Annotated in this window: 18 protein-coding genes; 13 read left to right on the plus strand and 5 right to left on the minus strand. The window is 43.3% G+C overall.

Features of this window, described 5'->3' with window-relative positions:
• Positions 1-55: 55 nt before the first annotated feature.
• Positions 56-742 (plus strand): response regulator transcription factor, encoded by a 687-nt coding sequence (locus ACPD8L_RS12650; RefSeq protein ID WP_423943649.1) that lies wholly within the window; start codon positions 56-58, stop codon positions 740-742.
• Positions 742-1,800, plus strand: a complete 1,059-nt coding sequence (locus tag ACPD8L_RS12655) for a sensor histidine kinase (RefSeq protein WP_116216336.1) — start codon at positions 742-744, stop codon at positions 1,798-1,800. Before ACPD8L_RS12650 ends, ACPD8L_RS12655 begins: the two co-directional genes overlap by 1 nt.
• On the opposite strand, the gene ACPD8L_RS12660 is transcribed toward ACPD8L_RS12655, so the two are convergent.
• Positions 1,722-2,837 (minus strand): glycosyltransferase, encoded by a 1,116-nt coding sequence (locus ACPD8L_RS12660; RefSeq protein WP_421810214.1) that lies wholly within the window; start codon positions 2,835-2,837, stop codon positions 1,722-1,724. The genes ACPD8L_RS12655 and ACPD8L_RS12660 overlap by 79 nt on opposite strands.
• A gap of 83 nt (positions 2,838-2,920) precedes the next feature.
• Between ACPD8L_RS12660 and trmB the strand changes: the two genes are divergently transcribed.
• Genes trmB through ACPD8L_RS12675 form a run of 3 tightly spaced genes read left to right on the plus strand, consistent with a single transcriptional unit; the run spans position 2,921 to position 4,553 of the window.
• On the plus strand, positions 2,921-3,589 hold the full coding sequence (trmB, locus tag ACPD8L_RS12665; RefSeq protein ID WP_293304229.1) for a tRNA (guanosine(46)-N7)-methyltransferase TrmB: 669 nt from the start codon (positions 2,921-2,923) through the stop codon (positions 3,587-3,589).
• Positions 3,590-3,592: 3 nt separating this feature from the next.
• The gene (locus tag ACPD8L_RS12670) at positions 3,593-4,222 is read left to right on the plus strand and encodes a LysE family transporter (protein ID WP_116216333.1); all 630 of its coding nucleotides are present in this window, start codon (positions 3,593-3,595) and stop codon (positions 4,220-4,222) included.
• 1 nt (position 4,223) lies between these two features.
• A complete protein-coding gene (locus ACPD8L_RS12675; RefSeq protein ID WP_293304230.1) occupies positions 4,224-4,553 on the plus strand; it encodes an MGMT family protein in 330 nt (109 codons plus the stop codon).
• Here the strand turns inward: ACPD8L_RS12675 and ACPD8L_RS12680 are convergent.
• Entirely contained in the window at positions 4,542-5,636 is a 1,095-nt protein-coding gene (locus ACPD8L_RS12680) for a Fic family protein (RefSeq protein WP_421810213.1), read from the minus strand. The two genes, ACPD8L_RS12675 and ACPD8L_RS12680, sit on opposite strands and share 12 nt — an antisense overlap.
• Positions 5,637-6,111: 475 nt before the next feature.
• On the opposite strand from ACPD8L_RS12680, the gene ACPD8L_RS12685 reads away from it, so the two are divergent.
• From ACPD8L_RS12685 to ACPD8L_RS12715, 7 genes are all read left to right on the plus strand, one after another.
• On the plus strand, positions 6,112-7,251 hold the full coding sequence (locus tag ACPD8L_RS12685; protein WP_293304232.1) for an Mrp/NBP35 family ATP-binding protein: 1,140 nt from the start codon (positions 6,112-6,114) through the stop codon (positions 7,249-7,251).
• Between the two features lie 2 nt (positions 7,252-7,253).
• Positions 7,254-7,493: a NifU family protein gene (locus ACPD8L_RS12690; protein WP_116217572.1), complete on the plus strand. Its 240-nt coding sequence runs from the start codon at positions 7,254-7,256 to the stop codon at positions 7,491-7,493.
• A 65-nt stretch (positions 7,494-7,558) separates the two neighbouring features.
• Positions 7,559-8,617, plus strand: coding sequence for an NAD(P)/FAD-dependent oxidoreductase (locus tag ACPD8L_RS12695; RefSeq protein WP_423943652.1), 1,059 nt, complete (start codon positions 7,559-7,561; stop codon positions 8,615-8,617).
• A gap of 29 nt (positions 8,618-8,646) precedes the next feature.
• Positions 8,647-9,003 carry a four helix bundle protein gene (locus ACPD8L_RS12700; RefSeq protein ID WP_421810211.1) on the plus strand — a complete coding sequence of 119 codons (357 nt, stop codon included), beginning with the start codon at positions 8,647-8,649 and terminating at the stop codon, positions 9,001-9,003.
• Between the two features lie 28 nt (positions 9,004-9,031).
• A complete protein-coding gene (locus ACPD8L_RS12705; protein ID WP_421810210.1) occupies positions 9,032-9,364 on the plus strand; it encodes a 2Fe-2S iron-sulfur cluster-binding family protein in 333 nt (110 codons plus the stop codon).
• Between the two features lie 65 nt (positions 9,365-9,429).
• A complete protein-coding gene (locus ACPD8L_RS12710) occupies positions 9,430-10,464 on the plus strand; it encodes a TPM domain-containing protein (protein WP_116216328.1) in 1,035 nt (344 codons plus the stop codon).
• A 48-nt stretch (positions 10,465-10,512) separates the two neighbouring features.
• The gene (locus tag ACPD8L_RS12715; RefSeq protein WP_423943654.1) at positions 10,513-12,675 is read left to right on the plus strand and encodes an acylase; all 2,163 of its coding nucleotides are present in this window, start codon (positions 10,513-10,515) and stop codon (positions 12,673-12,675) included.
• On the opposite strand, the gene ACPD8L_RS12720 is transcribed toward ACPD8L_RS12715, so the two are convergent.
• Entirely contained in the window at positions 12,676-13,317 is a 642-nt protein-coding gene (locus ACPD8L_RS12720) for a hypothetical protein (RefSeq protein ID WP_116216326.1), read from the minus strand.
• A 94-nt stretch (positions 13,318-13,411) separates the two neighbouring features.
• Positions 13,412-14,308: a metallophosphoesterase family protein gene (locus ACPD8L_RS12725; RefSeq protein ID WP_293304236.1), complete on the minus strand. Its 897-nt coding sequence runs from the start codon at positions 14,306-14,308 to the stop codon at positions 13,412-13,414.
• Between the two features lie 111 nt (positions 14,309-14,419).
• On the opposite strand from ACPD8L_RS12725, the gene ACPD8L_RS12730 reads away from it, so the two are divergent.
• Entirely contained in the window at positions 14,420-16,798 is a 2,379-nt protein-coding gene (locus tag ACPD8L_RS12730) for a GAF domain-containing protein (protein ID WP_423943655.1), read from the plus strand.
• On the opposite strand, the gene ACPD8L_RS12735 is transcribed toward ACPD8L_RS12730, so the two are convergent.
• Positions 16,799-17,992 carry a Pycsar system effector family protein gene (locus ACPD8L_RS12735; RefSeq protein ID WP_421810206.1) on the minus strand — a complete coding sequence of 398 codons (1,194 nt, stop codon included), beginning with the start codon at positions 17,990-17,992 and terminating at the stop codon, positions 16,799-16,801.
• Between the last annotated feature and the right edge of the window lie 2 nt (positions 17,993-17,994).

A 17,994-nucleotide genomic window follows, 5' to 3' on the forward strand; every position in this document is an offset into this window, starting at 1 on the left:
ATGGCATTATAGTATTATCTTTACATTTGGGCGATTAACTTAGAAATACCATCCCATGAAAACTAAGGATATTAAGATTTTACTTGTTGATGATGAGCCTGATATTCTGGAGATTGTAAGCTACAATCTTTCTTCTGAAGGCTATGAGGTCTTTACCGCCAAGAACGGTGTGGAGGCCGTTGCAAAGGCAAAGAAGAAAAACCCGCATTTGATCATCATGGACGTTATGATGCCAGAAATGGATGGCATTGAAGCCTGCGAGGTAATCCGTAACACCCAAGGATTGGAAAATACCATCATCACATTCCTTACGGCCAGAGGGGAAGACTATTCCCAAGTGGCAGGTTTTGATGCGGGTGCGGATGATTACATTACCAAACCCATAAAACCAAAAGTTTTGGTGAGTAAGGTGAAAGCCCTTTTGCGAAGACTTAAGGAAGAAAAGAAAGACCTCGAGGAAATTGTCAAGGTGGGCAATATTGTCATCAATAGGGAAGAGTACAAGATCATCAATGACGGAGAGGAGATCATACTGCCCAGAAAGGAGTTTGAATTGTTGTCGCTTTTGACATCCAAGCCCAGTAAGGTTTTCAAAAGAGAAGTCATTTTGGACAAGGTCTGGGGCAATGAAGTGGTCGTTGGAGGACGTACCATAGACGTGCACATCAGAAAACTTCGTGAAAAAATAGGCGATCATCACTTTAAAACCGTTAAGGGGGTAGGGTATAAGTTTGTTCTGTAATGGCCATTCAATTACGGAAATCCTATAAGTTTGCCTTAAGGTCATCCCTTCTTATCACCCTGTTCACCTCTGCCTCCATAATTGCATTCCAGCTTGTAAAAGGACAGGTGCAATGGTTGTATACGGTGTTCTATGCCTTGGGCTGCTTTGTGATTTGCTTTGCGGTTCTCCAAATCCGGGTGGAACGTTTTATCTACAGGCGTATCAAGAAAATCTACGATGATGTCTCTTTGCTGGAATCTTCCTCTTTTTCTTCAAAGCCCGTCACTACGGATATGAAGACCCTTACCGAGGAGATAGAAAAGTTTGCCGAAGGCAAGAAGATAGAGATTGATACCTTAAAGATCAGGGAGGAATACCGAAAGGATTTTTTAGGCAACGTATCCCATGAACTAAAAACCCCCCTTTTTACCGTGCAAGGCTACATCCTTACCCTGCTGGATGGGGCCATGAAAGACAAAAAAATCAGGGAAAAGTACCTGCAACGCGCCAATAAGGGTGTAGAACGTTTGATCTATATCGTGAAAGATTTGGACCTGATTACCAAATTGGAAGTAGGGGAGCTAAAACTGGATCGCGAGAATTTTGACATTATTGAGCTTATCCAAAATGTATTTGACCTTTTGGAGATGAAAGCGGCCCAGAAAGAAATCACCCTCACCTTTGATATGGAATATCCCAATCCCATCTATGTCAATGCCGATCGGGAAAAAATACAACAAGTGATCAGCAACCTATTGGTGAACTCCATCAAGTACGGTTCCCCCAAGGGAACCACAGAGGTAAGTGTGGAAAACCTGATCAAGAACAAAGTCATCATTAGGGTTACGGATAATGGCGGAGGTATCCCCAAGCAGCATATCCCCAGGCTTTTTGAGCGGTTTTATCGGGTGGACCAAAGTGGTAGCCGTAGCGAGGGAGGTTCAGGGTTGGGCCTATCCATCGTAAAACATATTATTGAGGCCCACGGTGAGAAAATCTATGTGGAAAGCGAAGAAGGTATCGGGTCCGAATTCTCGTTTACCCTAGAGAAAAAGACCGAAAACAAGTCCGAATAATCCAGTTCAGATTCAAATTGGGTCAGCCCTTGGAATTCATCCATCCGGTTTAAGTCTTCCAATACAAAGTTCTCTTGATGGCTGTAGGGAACCAATCCATTTTTCTCCAGTCGCTTGGCCAAATATTCTTGCTCATATTGTCCCGGGGTTGGAATGAAAAAGGCCTTTTTTTCCAGTTTGGCCAAATCCATCACCGTGGTATACCCTGATCGGCACAACACCTTTGCACTTTGGTTCAAGGCAGTTTGAAGTTCTTGCGACTGCATAAAATTGTACAGCAAGATGGAGCCTTTTGGGATTGATAGCTCTTCTTGGGTCTGGGTTTCCTCGATTTTTCCCTTCACAAAAAGTATGTTTCCCTCAAAACCCTGAAGTTCGGACAGTAGTTTTTCTTCCAAAAAGGTTCTTTGCGGCTCCGGACCGGATAGCAAGACCATAAGATCATGGACCATTGGGCTCTCCTTTTTTTCAAACCGGCTCAAAGGACCGAGATACTGAATGTTCAACTTGGATTTTTTCAAGTGCCCCAATTTTCCGGTAAGGTTGGGTTTGTCCTTCACATCGGGCACCCAACAGGCATTGAATTTCTTTATGATTTTTTGATGGGCCTTGGAGCTCATCCATGTGGTATTACCGGAAAGCACATTGAGTTGGTGGGTGATAAAAACACAAGGCACCCTTTTATAGAACACCCCCAATCGGTTATCGGAAATGATTCCGTCCAGTCCATGCTCCTTCACCAACTGCTTCACGGCCTTCTTTTCCTTGGCCATGGCCTTGAGCACTTTGGGTGAATCCCAGATCATTTTGATCTTAAAGTTCTTTCCTTTTTCGGCATAGGTGATTTTGTAGGATGGCAATTCGAATGAGGGCAATCCTGGAAATTCCTTTTGTAAAAGGGATAGGGCAACCCCATCCGAAGCAATAAAAGGCTGATGGCCATGGTCCAACAAAGCCTGTATAATGGGGATGCAACGTGTGGCATGACCCAATCCCCAATTCAATGGGGCTACCAAAATGCGTTTGGAACTTTGCATAAATGCAAAAAAACAAAATCCATATTGCTTGTGGATTTCCTTAGTTTTGCCAAAACATTAAATTATTGCTCAATCTGTAAGCGGTGGGAAGTAAGAACAAACTAAAACGGTTTAGGGAAAACGAAACTTTTACCAATGTGGTACAACCCACAAGGGATGAGGTTTTGGAAGGATTTGAATGGAGAGGCAAATGGAACTCTTTTTTTAAGAACAATAATCCCATTGTCCTGGAATTGGGCTGTGGAAAAGGGGAGTATACGGTGGGTCTGGCCCAACGCAACCCGGACAAAAATTATATTGGGGTAGATATCAAAGGAGCCCGGTTTTGGCGGGGGGCCAAGTCTGCCTTGGAACATGGATTGGGCCATGTGGCCTTTTTGCGGACCCAAATTGAGTTGGTAGATCAGCTTTTTGGCGAAAACGAAGTGGACGAAATCTGGATTACATTCCCGGACCCACAAATTAAGTACAAACGTACCAAGCACCGCCTCACCAACCCTATGTTCCTTGAGAAATACAAGCAGATTCTGAAGCCCAATGGGATTATCCATTTAAAGACCGATAGTGAATATATGCATGGGTACACCTTGGGGCTTTTGCAAGGATTGGGGCATGAAATTTGCTATGCCAACCATGATGTGTACCGAAACGAAGGAAGCCCATCCGAAGTTCTGGAGATACAGACATTCTACGAAAATCAGTATCTTGAAGCAGGAAAACCGATTACCTATATTCAGTTTAGGATCAACTAACCAATGACCCATATCATCATCCTCTTTTTTGCCACGTTTTCGGCAGCCTTCATGGCTACCGTGCCGCCAGGGTTGCTCAATATGAATGCGGCCAAGACCAGTGTGGAAAAAGGAAAATTAAATGGCATTGTTTTTAGTTTGGGGGTTTCCTCAATGATCATGGTACAGGCGTATGTGGCCGTGCTCATTTCCAAGTTCTTGTATAAAAATCCAGAGGTAATAGACCTTCTGTTGAAAATTGCCCTGGTGGTGTTTGCTTTTTTTGCCGTTTTCTTTTTTGTTACGGCCAAGAGAAAGAAAACCAAAAAAATGCAAAAGGTAAAAGTCAGCAAAAAGAACAGTTTTTACAAAGGCGTGTTGTTGGCAGCGTTGAATTTATTGACCATCCCCTACTACAGCGGACTCAATGCCATGTGGAACGAAGCTGGATGGATAAAATTCGAGGCCCAGGACATTACTACATTTGTTGTGGCTGCCGGTGCTGGTACCTTTTCGGTGCTGTACCTGTATACTTTTTATTTTGATAAGTTGGAGACCAAGACCAACCGATTCTCAAAAAACTCGAACTACATTTTGAGTGCACTCATGCTTGTGTTGTTGGTGATTACCTTGATTCGGATTTTTTATCGCTGATATGGAAGAGCAGAACTTTTTTGACAAAGTCTACCAAGTGGCCCAACAGATTCCGTATGGCAGGGTCACTTCGTATGGGGCCATTGCCAAATATTTGGGGGCGGCCCGAAGTGCCCGCATGGTGGGATGGGCCATGAACAATTCCTCGGCAAAGGATGTGCCTGCCCATAGAGTCGTGAACCGAGTTGGGGTATTAACCGGAAAACACCATTTTGGTGGGACCAACCTCATGCAGCAGCTTTTGGAAAACGAAGGCATCCAGGTCAAGGACAACCAGATTGTGGATTTTCAAAAATATTTTTGGGATCCGGGGAAAGAGCTAGGGGATTAAGTTTTCAAAGTCATCACCTTTCCAATAATTTGATGATTTCTTATCTACAGCTATTTTTTTTAAAAAACGCATGTCAACTAAATTCTCTAAATCTGTTCTTGCGGTTTGGTTGGTTACAGAGAAAATATTTTCAACTTCCTTGACCGTGAATGAACGATTTGAATCTCTTTCCACCCAAAAAAGAATCTGGGCCTGTCTTTCATTTATGCTTTCAATCTGAAAGAATTTGGAGATTTTTTTCTGTTCTTTTTTCTTCTTGGCGATGTATTTTTTTAAATCCTCGAAAGCTTTGGTCAGCACTTTCACTTGATAATGCACAAAATAACTCACATCCATTTCATCAACTTCGGTGTAGAGATAGGCTTTCTCATATTGGGATTTGGTTTCCATTATCACCCTGGAAATGGACAAATACTCGGTCAACCAGTATCCATTTTTTAATAAGAACCAATAGAACAATGCTCTTGCTGTCCTGCCATTGCCATCATAGAAAGGATGGATATAACCGATTAGAAAATGGAGAATGGAGGCTTTTACAATGGGATGGATGAAATTTTCCTTGGGATTGGAATTAAAAAATTCGCAGAAAGAGAACATTAAAGGCTCCAATTCTTGAAACTTTGGTGGTGTGTGGACAATTTCACCGGTTACCTCATTCATGACATGGACATCGTCAGTGTTGCGAAAAACACCGATGTGTTCATCCTCTAAGGTATTTTTGACAACAATTTGATGGATTTCAAATAACTTTTCCAAAGAAAGGTCTTGGTCTTGATGCTCACTGATAAATTGAATGGCCTCGTAATTGTTCAGGATCATTTGCTCTGATTTGTTGCGGGGCTTTTTGTTTTTACGCAACATTTCCTTGGCTTTTACCCTAGTGGTGGTAGCTCCTTCGATCATGGAAGAGAAAATGGACTCCTCCATTAAGGCATTGTTCAAGTATTGTTGTCGGTCCAAATCGGATAAAAGCTGTTCTTTTTGAATACCTGCACCAAAGTTAAAGTCGAGATAATGGAGTTTTTGTTGGAGATGTTCGTTGACATTGTATGAGTATTCAATTTCAAAATTTGAATCTATCATATTGCCAAATAGATATTCGGTTTTTTTTAGATTATCTCGCCTGTATTTTGTGATGAACCACAACAAATGATCTGAATCTATATTTGATTTTATTAGGTTTAATTTTTCATCCTTTATATGCTTGATTTTGTCCCAGTAAAGATATTCCCTTTCAATTTTTGAAATTGAATCTGAAAAAACGGTTACACTTTGTGTAAGCATCAATTGAAGGATGGAAAGGTTTAGGTCTTTACCCAATTCAAATATTGGTGGTTTTTCCAACATATTTGTAAATTTTTCAAAAATTAGGATAAATCATAATGTTTTAAAGATATGTAAATATTTGTAAATTTTTCAAAAATTAGGATAAATTAACTATTGTGAATCCCAATCCCACCATCTTCATTTTCAATGGGCAAACTTCCAATAATCCATGCCTAAGGCGTATCTTTGTAATTTAGAATCAATACAAACGACTGCAGAAAAAATAAGATTGATGAAGCTGAAAAAAGCAGATATCCTAAAAGCGTTGGAAAAAATATCCGCCCCGGGTGAAGGCCAGAATATTGTGGAAAGCGGAGGGGTGACCAATGTCCAAGTGTTTGGCGATGAGGTAGAGGTGGATGTGACCATAAAAAACCCAAGTCTTCAGGCCAAAAAGAAGACCGAAGTGGAGATTTTGAAGATCATCCATAGCGAGGTCTATGAAAAGGCCAAGATAAAAGTCAACCTAAAGGTTGATGCCCCGGCCAAGCCCAAGGTGAACCAGATAAAGGGAAATCCTATCCCCGGAATCCAGAATATCATCGCCGTTGCCTCTGGAAAAGGTGGTGTGGGAAAATCCACGGTAACCGCAAACTTGGCGGTGACCTTGGCCAAAATGGGCTTTAAGGTAGGGCTTTTGGATACGGACATCTACGGACCGTCCATGCCCATTATGTTTGATGTGGCCACAGAAAAGCCCTTGTCCGTCAACGTCAACGGCAAGGCCAAAATGAAGCCTGTTGAAAATTATGGGGTCAAATTATTGTCCATAGGATTTTTTACAGAACCCAACCAAGCAGTGATTTGGCGCGGACCCATGGCTGCAAAGGCATTGAACCAGATGATTTTTGACGCCCATTGGGGAGAGTTGGACTTTTTGCTGTTGGATTTGCCTCCCGGCACCGGGGATATTCATTTGAGCATTATGCAGTCCATGCCCGTAACAGGGGCCGTAGTGGTGAGTACCCCACAGGAAATCGCATTGGCCGATGCCCGGAAAGGGGTGGCCATGTTCCAACAGGAAGCCATCAATGTACCTGTTCTGGGAATTGTGGAAAATATGGCCTATTTCACTCCAGCAGAGCTGCCTAACAACAAATACCATATCTTTGGGGAAAACGGGGCCAAAAATCTGGCGGAAGACCTAAAAGTCCCCTTTTTGGGAGAAATTCCCTTGGTTCAGAGTATCCGCGAAGCGGGGGATGTAGGAAGACCGGCTGCATTGCAAACGGCAACCCCAACAGAGGAAGCTTTTGAAGGGCTTACAAAAAATGTGGTACAGGAGTTGGTCAAGAGAAATACGGACCTTCCCCCCACAGAAGCAATAAAAATTACAACAATGGCTGGTTGTGCCGCCGTTAAAAAGAAATGAGCATGACATCAGAAGAGATTAAAACCAATGTAGAAAAAGCGTTGGATGAAATCCGACCTTTCCTTCAGAGTGATGGAGGGGACATTACATTGATTTCAATAGATAACGACAGCTCCGTAAAGGTGCGTTTGGAAGGAAACTGTATTGGATGCAGTGTTAACCAAATGACTCTTAAGAGCGGTGTGGAAATGACCATCAAAAAATACGCTCCTCAGATAGAGGAGGTCATCAACATAAGTTAGATGACAAAAATCATGAATCCTTTCCAAAGCAAGTGGTAAGTTGCATCCCACAAAATTTTTGTTGAATGATTAAGACCGATATACTCATTATTGGAGCAGGACCTACGGGTCTTTTTGCTGTTTTTGAAGCGGGCCTATTGCAACTCAAATGCCATTTGATCGATGCCTTGCCCCAACCCGGAGGACAATGTGCCGAGATATACCCGAAGAAACCCATTTATGATATTCCTGGCTATCCCGAGGTATTGGCTGGGGAATTGGTGGACAATCTTATGGAACAGATCAAACCCTTTCAACCCGGATTTACCTTGGGAGAACGGGCAGAAACCATAGAAAAGCAAGAAGATGGCTCTTTTGTGGTCACTACCAACAAAGGAACCCGGCACCAAGCTCCTGTAGTTGCCATTGCCGGTGGATTGGGAAGTTTTGAGCCTAGAAAACCATTGTTGGAGAACTTGTCCAAGTATGAGGACAACGGGGTGGCATATATGATCAAAGAACCTGAAATCTATCGGAACAAAAAGGTATTGATTGCCGGAGGGGGAGATTCCGCACTGGACTGGTCCATCTTTTTGGCCGAGGTAGCCGATGAGGTCACTCTGGTACACCGTCGCAATGAATTTAGAGGAGCGTTGGATTCAGTGGAAAAAGTACAGCAGCTCAAAAACCAAGGGAAAATTAACCTGATTACCCCAGGAGAGGTAGTGGCCTTGCATGGCACGGACCAACTGGAGAAGGTAACCGTAAAAAACACGGATACTTCAGAAGAAACGGATGTACAAGTGGATAATTTCATTCCACTCTTTGGACTTTCCCCAAAATTGGGACCCATTGCCAATTGGGGACTCGAAATTGAGAAGAATGCCATTAAGGTGGACAATACCCTGGATTATCAGACCAATGTGCCAGGAATTTATGCCATTGGCGATGTAAATACCTATCCAGGGAAATTAAAACTGATTCTTTGTGGGTTTCACGAAGCCACATTAATGTGCCAAAGTGCCTATCAACGTATCCACCCTGACAAAAAATATGTAATGAAATATACAACGGTCGGAGGGGTCACCGGTTTTGACGGAAGCAAAAAAGAAGCCCCTAAAGCCGTGGTCAAAGCAATTAACTAGGAGTTAGGAATTAGTGCATAGGATTTAGTATGGCAGTTCAGAAGTTTGAAGATTTAATTGTTTGGCAAAAAGCACAGGAACTAGCAGTTCTTATTTACAAAGAGTTTGAAAGATGTACGGATTTTGGTTTTAGAGATCAAATAAGAAGAGCCTCAGTTTCTGTTTCCAACAACATAGCTGAAGGTTTCGAAAGAAGTTCCAACGCCGACTTTTCCAAATTTTTATTTTACGCTCTTGGTTCGAATAGTGAAGTAAGATCTATGATTTATCTTTCCGTTAAACTAAATTTGTTGGCTAAAGGAAGAGCAGATGAAATAATTGGGATTACCCATGAAGTCTCGAAATTACTATATGGATTGATTAAATCTATGAAAACTAATTCCTAACCCCTAATTCCTATTCCCTAACAATAGAATGAGCGACATTAAACTAAAAATAACTGACCGAGAAGGTGTGGCACACGAAGTGGATGCGCCCACAGACATGAACATGAACCTTATGGAAGTCGTCCGTTCCTATGAATTGGCCCCTGAAGGCACCATAGGGATTTGCGGAGGAATGGCTATGTGTGCTTCCTGCCAGTGCTATGTGCAATCGGACCATCAGCTTCCTGAAAAGTCCGATGATGAGGATGCCATGTTGTCCGAGGCCTTTTTTGTGAAGGACAACAGTCGTTTGGGTTGCCAAATCCATATTACCGAAGATCTGGACGGCCTTAAAGTGGAGCTCGCCCCTGCGGAAGATTGATTCTGTAGCGGACCCGATTCTGAAAAGCAACAAAACCCTATCTTTAGTCTTTCTTGTATCAAAACATGAGAAAGGCGCTACTTTTCCATTTTTTTCTTTTGGTGTCGGTTTTGGGCTTTGCCCAACAATCGTATTTGGACATAAGGGCCATAGTTACCGATAGTGCCCAAATCTTCACACCGGAACAGCTTAACTCCTTGACCAGTAAGCTCAACCGTTTTGAGTCGGAGACCACCAACCAGTTGGTGATCCTTACCATCAACGAATTAGGGTATGAAACCATCGAGGAGTATGCCAATGGCACCTTCAACCAGAATCGGTTGGGACAAGAGGATAAGGACAACGGTATTTTGATTTTGTTCTCCAAAAACGACCGTGAAGTGCGCATTGAGGTGGGATATGGCTTGGAACCATATATCACCGACGCCGTGGCATCACGCATCATCAGAAACACCATGATTCCCAAATTCAAGGAGGAAGACTATTTTGGAGGATTGGATTTGGCCACGGATCAGATCATAGGATTTTTGCTTGATCCAGAGGCACTTGAAGAATATAAACAAAGGATAGAAGAAGATAATGCCATGCCGCTTTGGGCAAAAATTGTAATGATCTTATTTCTCTCTGTCTTTGTTTTTGCAGGCGGTTTTGTTTTCTACAAAGGGTATTCGGCACTTATTGAAATGTTCAGGGGAATCTTTATTGGAAAGCTTGGCTTGGTACCGGGGATTTTCATGATTCCCTTTGGGATGCTTCAAGCTGGTTTTGGATTGGTCTTTATGTTGATGCCCCTGTTTTTCCTTTCCATGTTTCTGGAACTCAATATCAACATAGACCCGCTAACGGAAAACCTATCATGGTTGTATTATGCACTTCCTGGCTTTTTTGTTTTCACCATACTTTTGGCTTTGTTGAAAATAATGCTCAAAGGGAAAGAAGATTTTAAACTATCATGGGTAAAATCGGATAGCAGCTACATGAGCAAGACCTTTTCCTCATCGGGGAGCCATTCCTTTGGTTCGGGCTCGGGAGGCAGTTCCAGCAGTTTTTCAGGCGGCGGTGGAAGCTCTGGGGGCGGTGGCGCCAGCGGCAGTTGGTAAATCAATGGGAATTCCTGTATTTTCACAACATAAACAAACTACCTCAAAATGAGAGCAATCCTTCTATCTGTACTTTTTGTTCTGGTCTCCTGTACGCCCAAACCATCATCGGAAATTGAAAAATGGGAAGCACAGGCCCACGATATTACCATCATCAGAGATGATTTTGGGGTGCCCCATATTTATGGAAAAACAGATGCTGATGCTGTTTTTGGACTGTTGTATGCCCAATGTGAGGACGATTTTAACCGTGTGGAGCAGAATTATATCTGGGCCACGGGCCGTTTGGCAGAAGTTGAGGGGGAGGAAGCATTGTATAGCGACCTTAGGGCCAAGCTGTTCATGACCGAGGAAGAGGCCAAGGCCAAATACAGGGAAAGTCCCGAATGGTTGAAAGAATTGTGCAACGCCTTTGCGGACGGTATCAACTATTATCTACATACCCATCCCGCAGTGAAACCTAGATTATTGACCCGTTTTGAACCATGGATGCCCATGTATTTCAGTGAGGGGTCCATTGGGGGGGATATTGAACGTATTTCCATCCCAAAGATCAAGGTATTTTATGAAAGTGGCATGGAAATTCCGGAAATGGAATTGATCAAACAACAACAAGAAAAGGAAATGGCAGAACCCCAGGGGTCCAACGGGATTGCCATTTCAGGGGAATTGACGCAATCGGGCAACGCCATGCTCTTGATCAATCCCCATACCTCGTTCTATTTTAGGGGAGAGGTACATGTGGTAAGCGAGGAAGGACTCAATGCCTACGGCGCGGTAACTTGGGGGCAGTTTTTTGTGTATCAGGGCTTCAATGAAAAAACCGGATGGATGCACACATCAACCTATACGGATGTCATGGATGAATTCAAGGAAACTGTGGTCAAGAATGACGACAAGTTGTTCTATGCCTACGGGGAGGAATTGCGCCCCGTGGATTCTTTGGAGGTAACCTTAAAATACAAAGACGGCGACACCATGAGGGAGAAAATCTTTCCCATGTACCGCACCCATCACGGGCCCATTACCCATATGGTGGATGGCCAATGGACAGCAAGCGCCATGATGTGGGAACCGGTCAAGGCCTTGGAGCAGTCCTATATTAGAACCAAACAGGAGGGTTATGACGGATTCCGCAAGATGATGGACATCCGGACCAATTCGTCCAACAATACGGTCTATGCCGATGCTGAGGGGAATATTGCCTATTTCCATGGGAACTTTGTTCCCAAGCGGGATACGATTTTTGACTTTACCCAACCCGTGGATGGCAGCAATCCCAAAACCGATTGGCAGGGATTGCATACGGTGGATGAAAATATTTTGGTGTTGAACCCGGAGAATGGTTGGATCCAGAATTGCAACTCCACGCCATATACTTCGGCATTGGAGTTCAGTCCAAAACGGGAAGATTATCCCAAGTACATGTCCAGGGACCAAGAAAACTTTAGGGGAGTTCACGCCATTGAACTGTTGACAGATAGAAGCGGGTATACTTTGGACAGTCTTATCCAGTTGGCCCATGACCCCTACCTACCTGCATTTGAGGCTTTGATTCCCGGTTTGGTGCGCGCCTATGATGCCCATCCAATATCGGGATTAAAAGAATCCATCGATGTTTTACGTCAATGGGATTTCACCACATCCAAAGAATCTATTGCCATGACCTTGGCCCATTATTATGGGACGCTTTGCTATGCAAAGGCGGAAAGGCCAAAAGATAGCTATGCCATGCAGTGGGTAGCATATTGGGGCAATGGTTTGCCCAACGAAGAAAAGTTGGCTCTTTTCCAAGAGACTCTTGATCAGTTGAAAAATGATTTTGGCACTTGGCAAATGCCTTGGGGAGAGGTAAACCGATACCAACGTTTAAATGGGGATATCCGGCAACCTTTTGATGATGCGAAACCCAGTATTCCCATTGGTTTTGCCAGTGGCCGTTGGGGAGCTTTGGCGGCGTATGGTGCGCGATATGACAACAATACCAAGAAAATTTATGGCACTCGTGGCAACAGTTTTGTGGCTGCGGTGGAATTTGGGGACAAAGTAAAGGCCAAGACCATGTTGGCCGGAGGGCAGAGTGGAGACCCGGATTCACCCCACTTCAACGATCAGGCGCAGCGATACGCAGATATGGAATTCAAAGATGCTGCTTACTATAAGGAAGATGTGCTAAAAAGGGCTAAACGGACTTACAGGCCTGGGGAATGATCATTCGTCTTCCTTGACGATGATCAAGCTGGCGCGTGAACCGGTGGAAAGGTTCCAACGGTTGTTGTGGATGACTTCACCCTTTTCATTGGCCACCACCACTTGGGCCGTATTGGGGCCTGAAGAGCCTTGGTTGAGGGCTTCAAACTCAATGCGGTTGAATCCTTTGACCAAATCAATATTAATCCCTTTAAAAGAACCGGTAAGCAAAAGATTGTATTCCACCACATCGCCATTGAGATAGATTTTAATGCGATCCCCATCCACATATTCGTGATCTCGGCAAACGATGCCCACAAATTTTGATGTGGTCTTGAAATCCCCCAGATATTGATCCCCAAAATGTTCATTGGAGCTCTTTTTTTCTTTTTCCCCTACTTTGGGGTCAATGACCATATCGTGACCTGCTTGTAAAAGTTCTCTGTCCGGAAGCATTTTAACTCCTGGCTTGTCATTTTTGTCCGTAAGGTTTTCGTCAAGGACGGAGGGCATGCGAAGAAGTGTTCCTTGGTTGCTGGCCTTGATGTCCAAATCGTTCCGTTCACCAATCTTTAAGGGACGGGTAGTGGGAAGATCGGATTGTGCTTGCAAAACACTGATTCCCAATAAAAAACCCATAAGAACAAAAACCAGCTTTTTCATAGCAACTTGGTCGATTGATACTTGTAAATGTAGCAAATACCTTGCCATGAAGATGATAAAGTGGCGTTAAATCGTTAAGCTGCAGGCAATTCTTTTAGCTCTCCATATAATCAACCAACTTTTCCGGCCCCTCTAATAACACCCTTACAATCTGTAATGTACCATCTGCCTTGGTGTCTATATGCCACTTGATGAGGGAAATTTTGCCATTCTCAAGTTCAATTCCGGTAATGCTTCTGGGGTGCACACAGCTTCCGTCATTAAAGAATGGAATTTGGCCGGGTTCTGGAAATCGTGGTCGGTGCGTATGGCCCGCAATGGTGATTTGTAGATGGTTCCGTAAGATCCATCGTTTTATCCTTTTTTCGATACGAATGAGTTCCTTGTAATTTTTAGCGGGACTTGTGGGGTCTGCAATACCTACCACCTGGAGTGGTTTCCAAAGGATACGCACCAAAAATCGTCCAATGCGCCAACACACATAGTTCCACCAATCTGCTTGGTGCCCATGGACACAGAACAGTTTTTGACCTGTTCCAGTATGTTTTAAGATGATGGCCTCGTGATAGGTAATGCCTTGAAATAGGGCTTTGTCCGATCCGTCAATGGGCTCAAAATAGTGAGAAAGGTGCTTGTCCACATATTTTTTGTCGCTATAGACCATGTCATGGTTTCCCCAGAGCATATGCAAGCGTTTTTCCAAATGGAACCGGCGAAGCAATTGGTATACATTTTTATGTGCCTCAAAAATGGAATCGAACCCCATGTTTTCCCAAAGTTCATCGCCATCCCCAAGCTCGCAATAATGAAATCCTTGGCGATAGTAATGGCTAAGGGCATGGAAATAAATGTTCCTGTTGTTGGCAAAATCATCGGCAAAACTATTGTCCCCCCTATGGCAATCGCTGAAAAAGATAAACTTGGAGTCGTCATCAAAAGGGATGATCTTGGCTTTTGCATAGGCCCGATCTAATCTGGCATTGGAGGACATGGAATAATTTTTACTAAATATCCTTAAAAATGGCGATTAATCCATAAAAATCTCCTTTATGAAAAGAACAGTGAAGGTTTTTGTAACTTTACCTGTTCAATCTCGACCAATATGGGTATGGTGCCACATTACAATGCCGAAAGTCCAATGGTACAGTTGGTTAGTTTCAACAAGCTATTGGAACACTATGACAGACAGCTCAATAGCGGGGACGAGCACCTTGCTGAAAGGGCGAGGTATGTCTTGGATGCACAGGCCCCTTACCCAGAACTCAGGGATGGGTTCAACGATTTGGACCTATTGGAGAAGCATAAGGATGTTATAGGTATTATTTTGGCCGACACTTTTTCGCCGGTACTTACCCAAAATGAGATAAAGACGGCTTCCACCCCTTTTGAGAACCTGACCTTCAACTCTTCCGAACGGTTTAAAAGGATATTGAAGGACGCAGGGGAAGACTTCGAGCTGGAAATCCGAAACATTCCCGACGAGTTGAGCTACATCATGAAATGTACGGTGATCCTCAGCTTTTATTATGGGTTTAAACTGGATTTTAAACGCCCTTTTTTCTATGATATTCCCGATGCGAATGGGGTAATGCACCATTACCGTATCCTGTATAATGCAGATTTCATGGAAATCATTCCAACGGAACAGTCCAAGGAGCTTACACAGGATGATGTGGATGAACTTTTGGAGAACTTTGAGAATCTGGAACTTTGGAAAGAAAAGATTCCGCCCAATAGTTTTATCACCAAAGGTTTTGTGATTTCCAATATGTTCGATGTTACCGCGGAACACTCCATTTCAGAGATTAAGTCGACATTGATAGGTAGACATAAACATGCGGGCGAAGACTTTATGGAGAGTTTTCAGGATACCTTTAGGTCTTTGTTCAAGCTCAAGGAAATCAAGGTGGGATTTGCAGGTTATGATTCCAATGCCAACCATTTCTTCAAGATATATGGGAAAGGCATGGAAAGCTTTATCCTTCATGGAAAGGATTCTGAGCCCTGCGATTCAATGCTTTGCGACTATTCCCATGGGAAACTTTTTAGGGAAAGTAAATATTTTGCCATCTCCAATGTGGAAAAATCATTGGTCAGATCTAATCAAAGCCAGCCGTACAAAAGTTTGCACGAGCAGGGGATAAAGAGCGCCATATTGGCGCCTATATCCAATAATGGGGAGTTGTTGGGCGTTTTGGAACTGGTTTCCAACACGGTGAATGAGCTCAACAGTGTAAATGCCAATAAGTTGGATGATGTTATGCCCTTTATCATCTCGGCCGTGCTCCGATCTATTGAGGAGGAGGAAAACCTGATCGATGCCATTATTCAACATGAATGTACTACCGTCCATCCGTCTGTATATTGGAAGTTTCAGGAGGAAGCCAAGCGGTTTATGGCCGATCAACTTGCGGGGCACCAACCCTTGTTCAAGGAAATTGTGTTCAAGGATGTGTATCCGTTGTATGGTCAGATTGATATCAAGGATTCTTCAAAAGAACGCAACCTGTCCATTCAGCGCGATTTAATGATCCAACTTTCCGAAATCAATGAGGTTTTGGGAAGAGCGACCCAAAAATATCAATTGCCCATATATGAAGAGTTGATGTATAGGGTGGATGCCTACCTCGATGAGGTCAAGGAAGCGTTGTATACCCATACGGAGCAGGCTGTATTTGACTTTGTGAAAGAGGAAGTCGATCCTATTTTCAAGCATTTGAAAAAGGAGGACAAGGAACTCAAGGGTCTTATCCAGCAATACGAATCCAAGATAGACGAAACCACGGAATCGTATTATGACCATCGTCGCAATTATGATGATAGCGTCATGGAGGCCAATATGCAATTGGCGGCCTTGTTGGATAAAAAACAACTGGAAGCCCAAGAGATGTTTCCCCACTATTTTGAGCGGTACAAAACCGATGGGGTAGAGCATAACATGTACATTGGCAGTTCCATTGCACGCGACAGGAAGTTCAATAAACTGTATTTGAGCAACTTGAGGCTGTGGCAGCTCCAGGTAATGTGTGATATGGAGAACAAATACTACGCCATGAAACCACATTTGCCCGTAAAGTTGGATGTGGCTTCGTTGATTTTGGTGTACAGTACCTCCCTGGCCATCCGTTTTAGGATGGACGAAAAGCGTTTTGATGTGGATGGCACCTATAATGCTAGATATGAAGTGATCAAAAAACGTATTGATAAATCCTATATCAAGGGCACCAATGAAAGATTGACCCAAAAAGGAAAACTATCCATTGTATATTCCCAGCGTAAGGACGAAAGGGAGTATATGCGCTATATACAGTTCCTAAAAGCAAAAGGGTACTTTACCAATAATATAGAAATTGTGGAGTTGGAAGGACTTCAGGGGGTAACGGGCCTTAAGGCCATCCGCGCAGAGATTCTGTACAAAAAGGACAAGAAATCAGAGCAGACCTATACGTATGATGATTTGATGGAAGAGCTGAAATCTTGATCAAAACGTAAGCCTTTCAGGACCAAAGAAGCGAAAAGCAATTCCAAAAGCGAGTACCGAGATAATCATGCCCAACATAAAAATGTTGTAGGTGATCCTAAGTATTTTATACTTCTTGTTCAGTACCAGGCCCAAGTAATATAGGTCCTTGGTCAATGAGGAATATACATACTCCTTGTCCTTGACCAATTCCTGAAGGGCCCATTCGTATTCCTCCAGTTTCATTTTATGGAAATTGCCAAAGAACAAAAGGTTCACCCTTTTTTGTTCCACGTCTTCCTTGGTGAATTTTCCAGTGGTGACATTGGGTCTTGTGGCCAAAACCGATAAGATCATGGAAGCCACACTGAACAGGATTAGGATAAACGTTGGATAAATGAGATAGGTATTGGAGGGATTGTCCAGTTTGGTGAGCAAATTGGCCAGAACCAAGGAAATGATGATGGCGTTTACCGATAATAGGATGTTGGCCTTGGTATCGGCAATATCACTCAGCTTCAAGTGGTTTTTTAAGGTAACGCGATATAAGGTCTGCACACTCCTATCCGGACTTTCTTGCTTGTATTTGGCTTTAAGGGCCTCTTTTTTGGCAATGTCCTTTTCGTTTTTTTTCTCCTTTACCAGTTGTTTTAGGTTTCTTGCCTTGCCCTCTTCCCAATTTTCCTTGGCATAATCGGTATAAAAACGATGCTCATTTCGGAACATTCTGATGTTTTCATCCCGCCATTCTTTTGGGGAATAATCGGCAACGTCCAGTTCTTTTAATTCTTCCCGTAAAAAATCAGTGGTTTCCCAATAGCTTTTTTTGGCAAAATGGGAAGAATCTGCATCTCGGATGATCTGTTCGGAAAGTGTTTGGGGTTCGTAGTGTCGTTTTGTGGCCATGATCAAGCGGCATACCTCTTCAATATCAGCGGCTTTATATCCATTTTCCTTCAAGAAATCGGAAGCGGTCTTGCAACTGGCCTCCTCATGGTTCAGTCTTCCGGCCACATAGCCCGTATCGTGCAGCCAGGCCGTCAACAACAGCTTTTCTTGCTCCTCCTCCGTTAAATCATAGAAATTGAGCAATTCTTTAGTACTTTTAACTACACGTTGCGTATGTCGTAAGTTGTGGTATAAGAACCTGGGATCGAGATTATTTTTCAAAAGTTTCGAAGCGAAAAGTTCAGCTTTTTCAACAATTTCCGACATAA

Origin of the sequence: Flagellimonas algicida (assembly GCF_049629585.1) — a bacterium.
Taxonomy (GTDB): Bacteria; Bacteroidota; Bacteroidia; order Flavobacteriales; family Flavobacteriaceae; genus Flagellimonas.

What these genes read in the sequence shown, in the direction of transcription:
- ACPD8L_RS12730 (WP_423943655.1), top strand. Translation starts at nt 14,420, where the DNA reads ATGGGTATGGTGCCACATTACAATGCCGAAAGTCCAATGGTACAGTTG.
- ACPD8L_RS12695 (WP_423943652.1), top strand. Translation starts at nt 7,559, where the DNA reads ATGATTAAGACCGATATACTCATTATTGGAGCAGGACCTACGGGTCTT.
- ACPD8L_RS12675 (WP_293304230.1), top strand. Translation starts at nt 4,224, where the DNA reads ATGGAAGAGCAGAACTTTTTTGACAAAGTCTACCAAGTGGCCCAACAG.
- ACPD8L_RS12690 (WP_116217572.1), top strand. Translation starts at nt 7,254, where the DNA reads ATGACATCAGAAGAGATTAAAACCAATGTAGAAAAAGCGTTGGATGAA.
- ACPD8L_RS12660 (WP_421810214.1), bottom strand. Translation starts at nt 2,837, where the DNA reads ATGCAAAGTTCCAAACGCATTTTGGTAGCCCCATTGAATTGGGGATTG.
- ACPD8L_RS12735 (WP_421810206.1), bottom strand. Translation starts at nt 17,992, where the DNA reads ATGTCGGAAATTGTTGAAAAAGCTGAACTTTTCGCTTCGAAACTTTTG.
- ACPD8L_RS12725 (WP_293304236.1), bottom strand. Translation starts at nt 14,308, where the DNA reads ATGTCCTCCAATGCCAGATTAGATCGGGCCTATGCAAAAGCCAAGATC.
- ACPD8L_RS12720 (WP_116216326.1), bottom strand. Translation starts at nt 13,317, where the DNA reads ATGAAAAAGCTGGTTTTTGTTCTTATGGGTTTTTTATTGGGAATCAGT.
- ACPD8L_RS12710 (WP_116216328.1), top strand. Translation starts at nt 9,430, where the DNA reads ATGAGAAAGGCGCTACTTTTCCATTTTTTTCTTTTGGTGTCGGTTTTG.
- ACPD8L_RS12685 (WP_293304232.1), top strand. Translation starts at nt 6,112, where the DNA reads ATGAAGCTGAAAAAAGCAGATATCCTAAAAGCGTTGGAAAAAATATCC.
- ACPD8L_RS12680 (WP_421810213.1), bottom strand. Translation starts at nt 5,636, where the DNA reads ATGATAGATTCAAATTTTGAAATTGAATACTCATACAATGTCAACGAA.
- ACPD8L_RS12670 (WP_116216333.1), top strand. Translation starts at nt 3,593, where the DNA reads ATGACCCATATCATCATCCTCTTTTTTGCCACGTTTTCGGCAGCCTTC.
- ACPD8L_RS12650 (WP_423943649.1), top strand. Translation starts at nt 56, where the DNA reads ATGAAAACTAAGGATATTAAGATTTTACTTGTTGATGATGAGCCTGAT.
- ACPD8L_RS12705 (WP_421810210.1), top strand. Translation starts at nt 9,032, where the DNA reads ATGAGCGACATTAAACTAAAAATAACTGACCGAGAAGGTGTGGCACAC.
- ACPD8L_RS12655 (WP_116216336.1), top strand. Translation starts at nt 742, where the DNA reads ATGGCCATTCAATTACGGAAATCCTATAAGTTTGCCTTAAGGTCATCC.
- ACPD8L_RS12715 (WP_423943654.1), top strand. Translation starts at nt 10,513, where the DNA reads ATGAGAGCAATCCTTCTATCTGTACTTTTTGTTCTGGTCTCCTGTACG.
- ACPD8L_RS12700 (WP_421810211.1), top strand. Translation starts at nt 8,647, where the DNA reads ATGGCAGTTCAGAAGTTTGAAGATTTAATTGTTTGGCAAAAAGCACAG.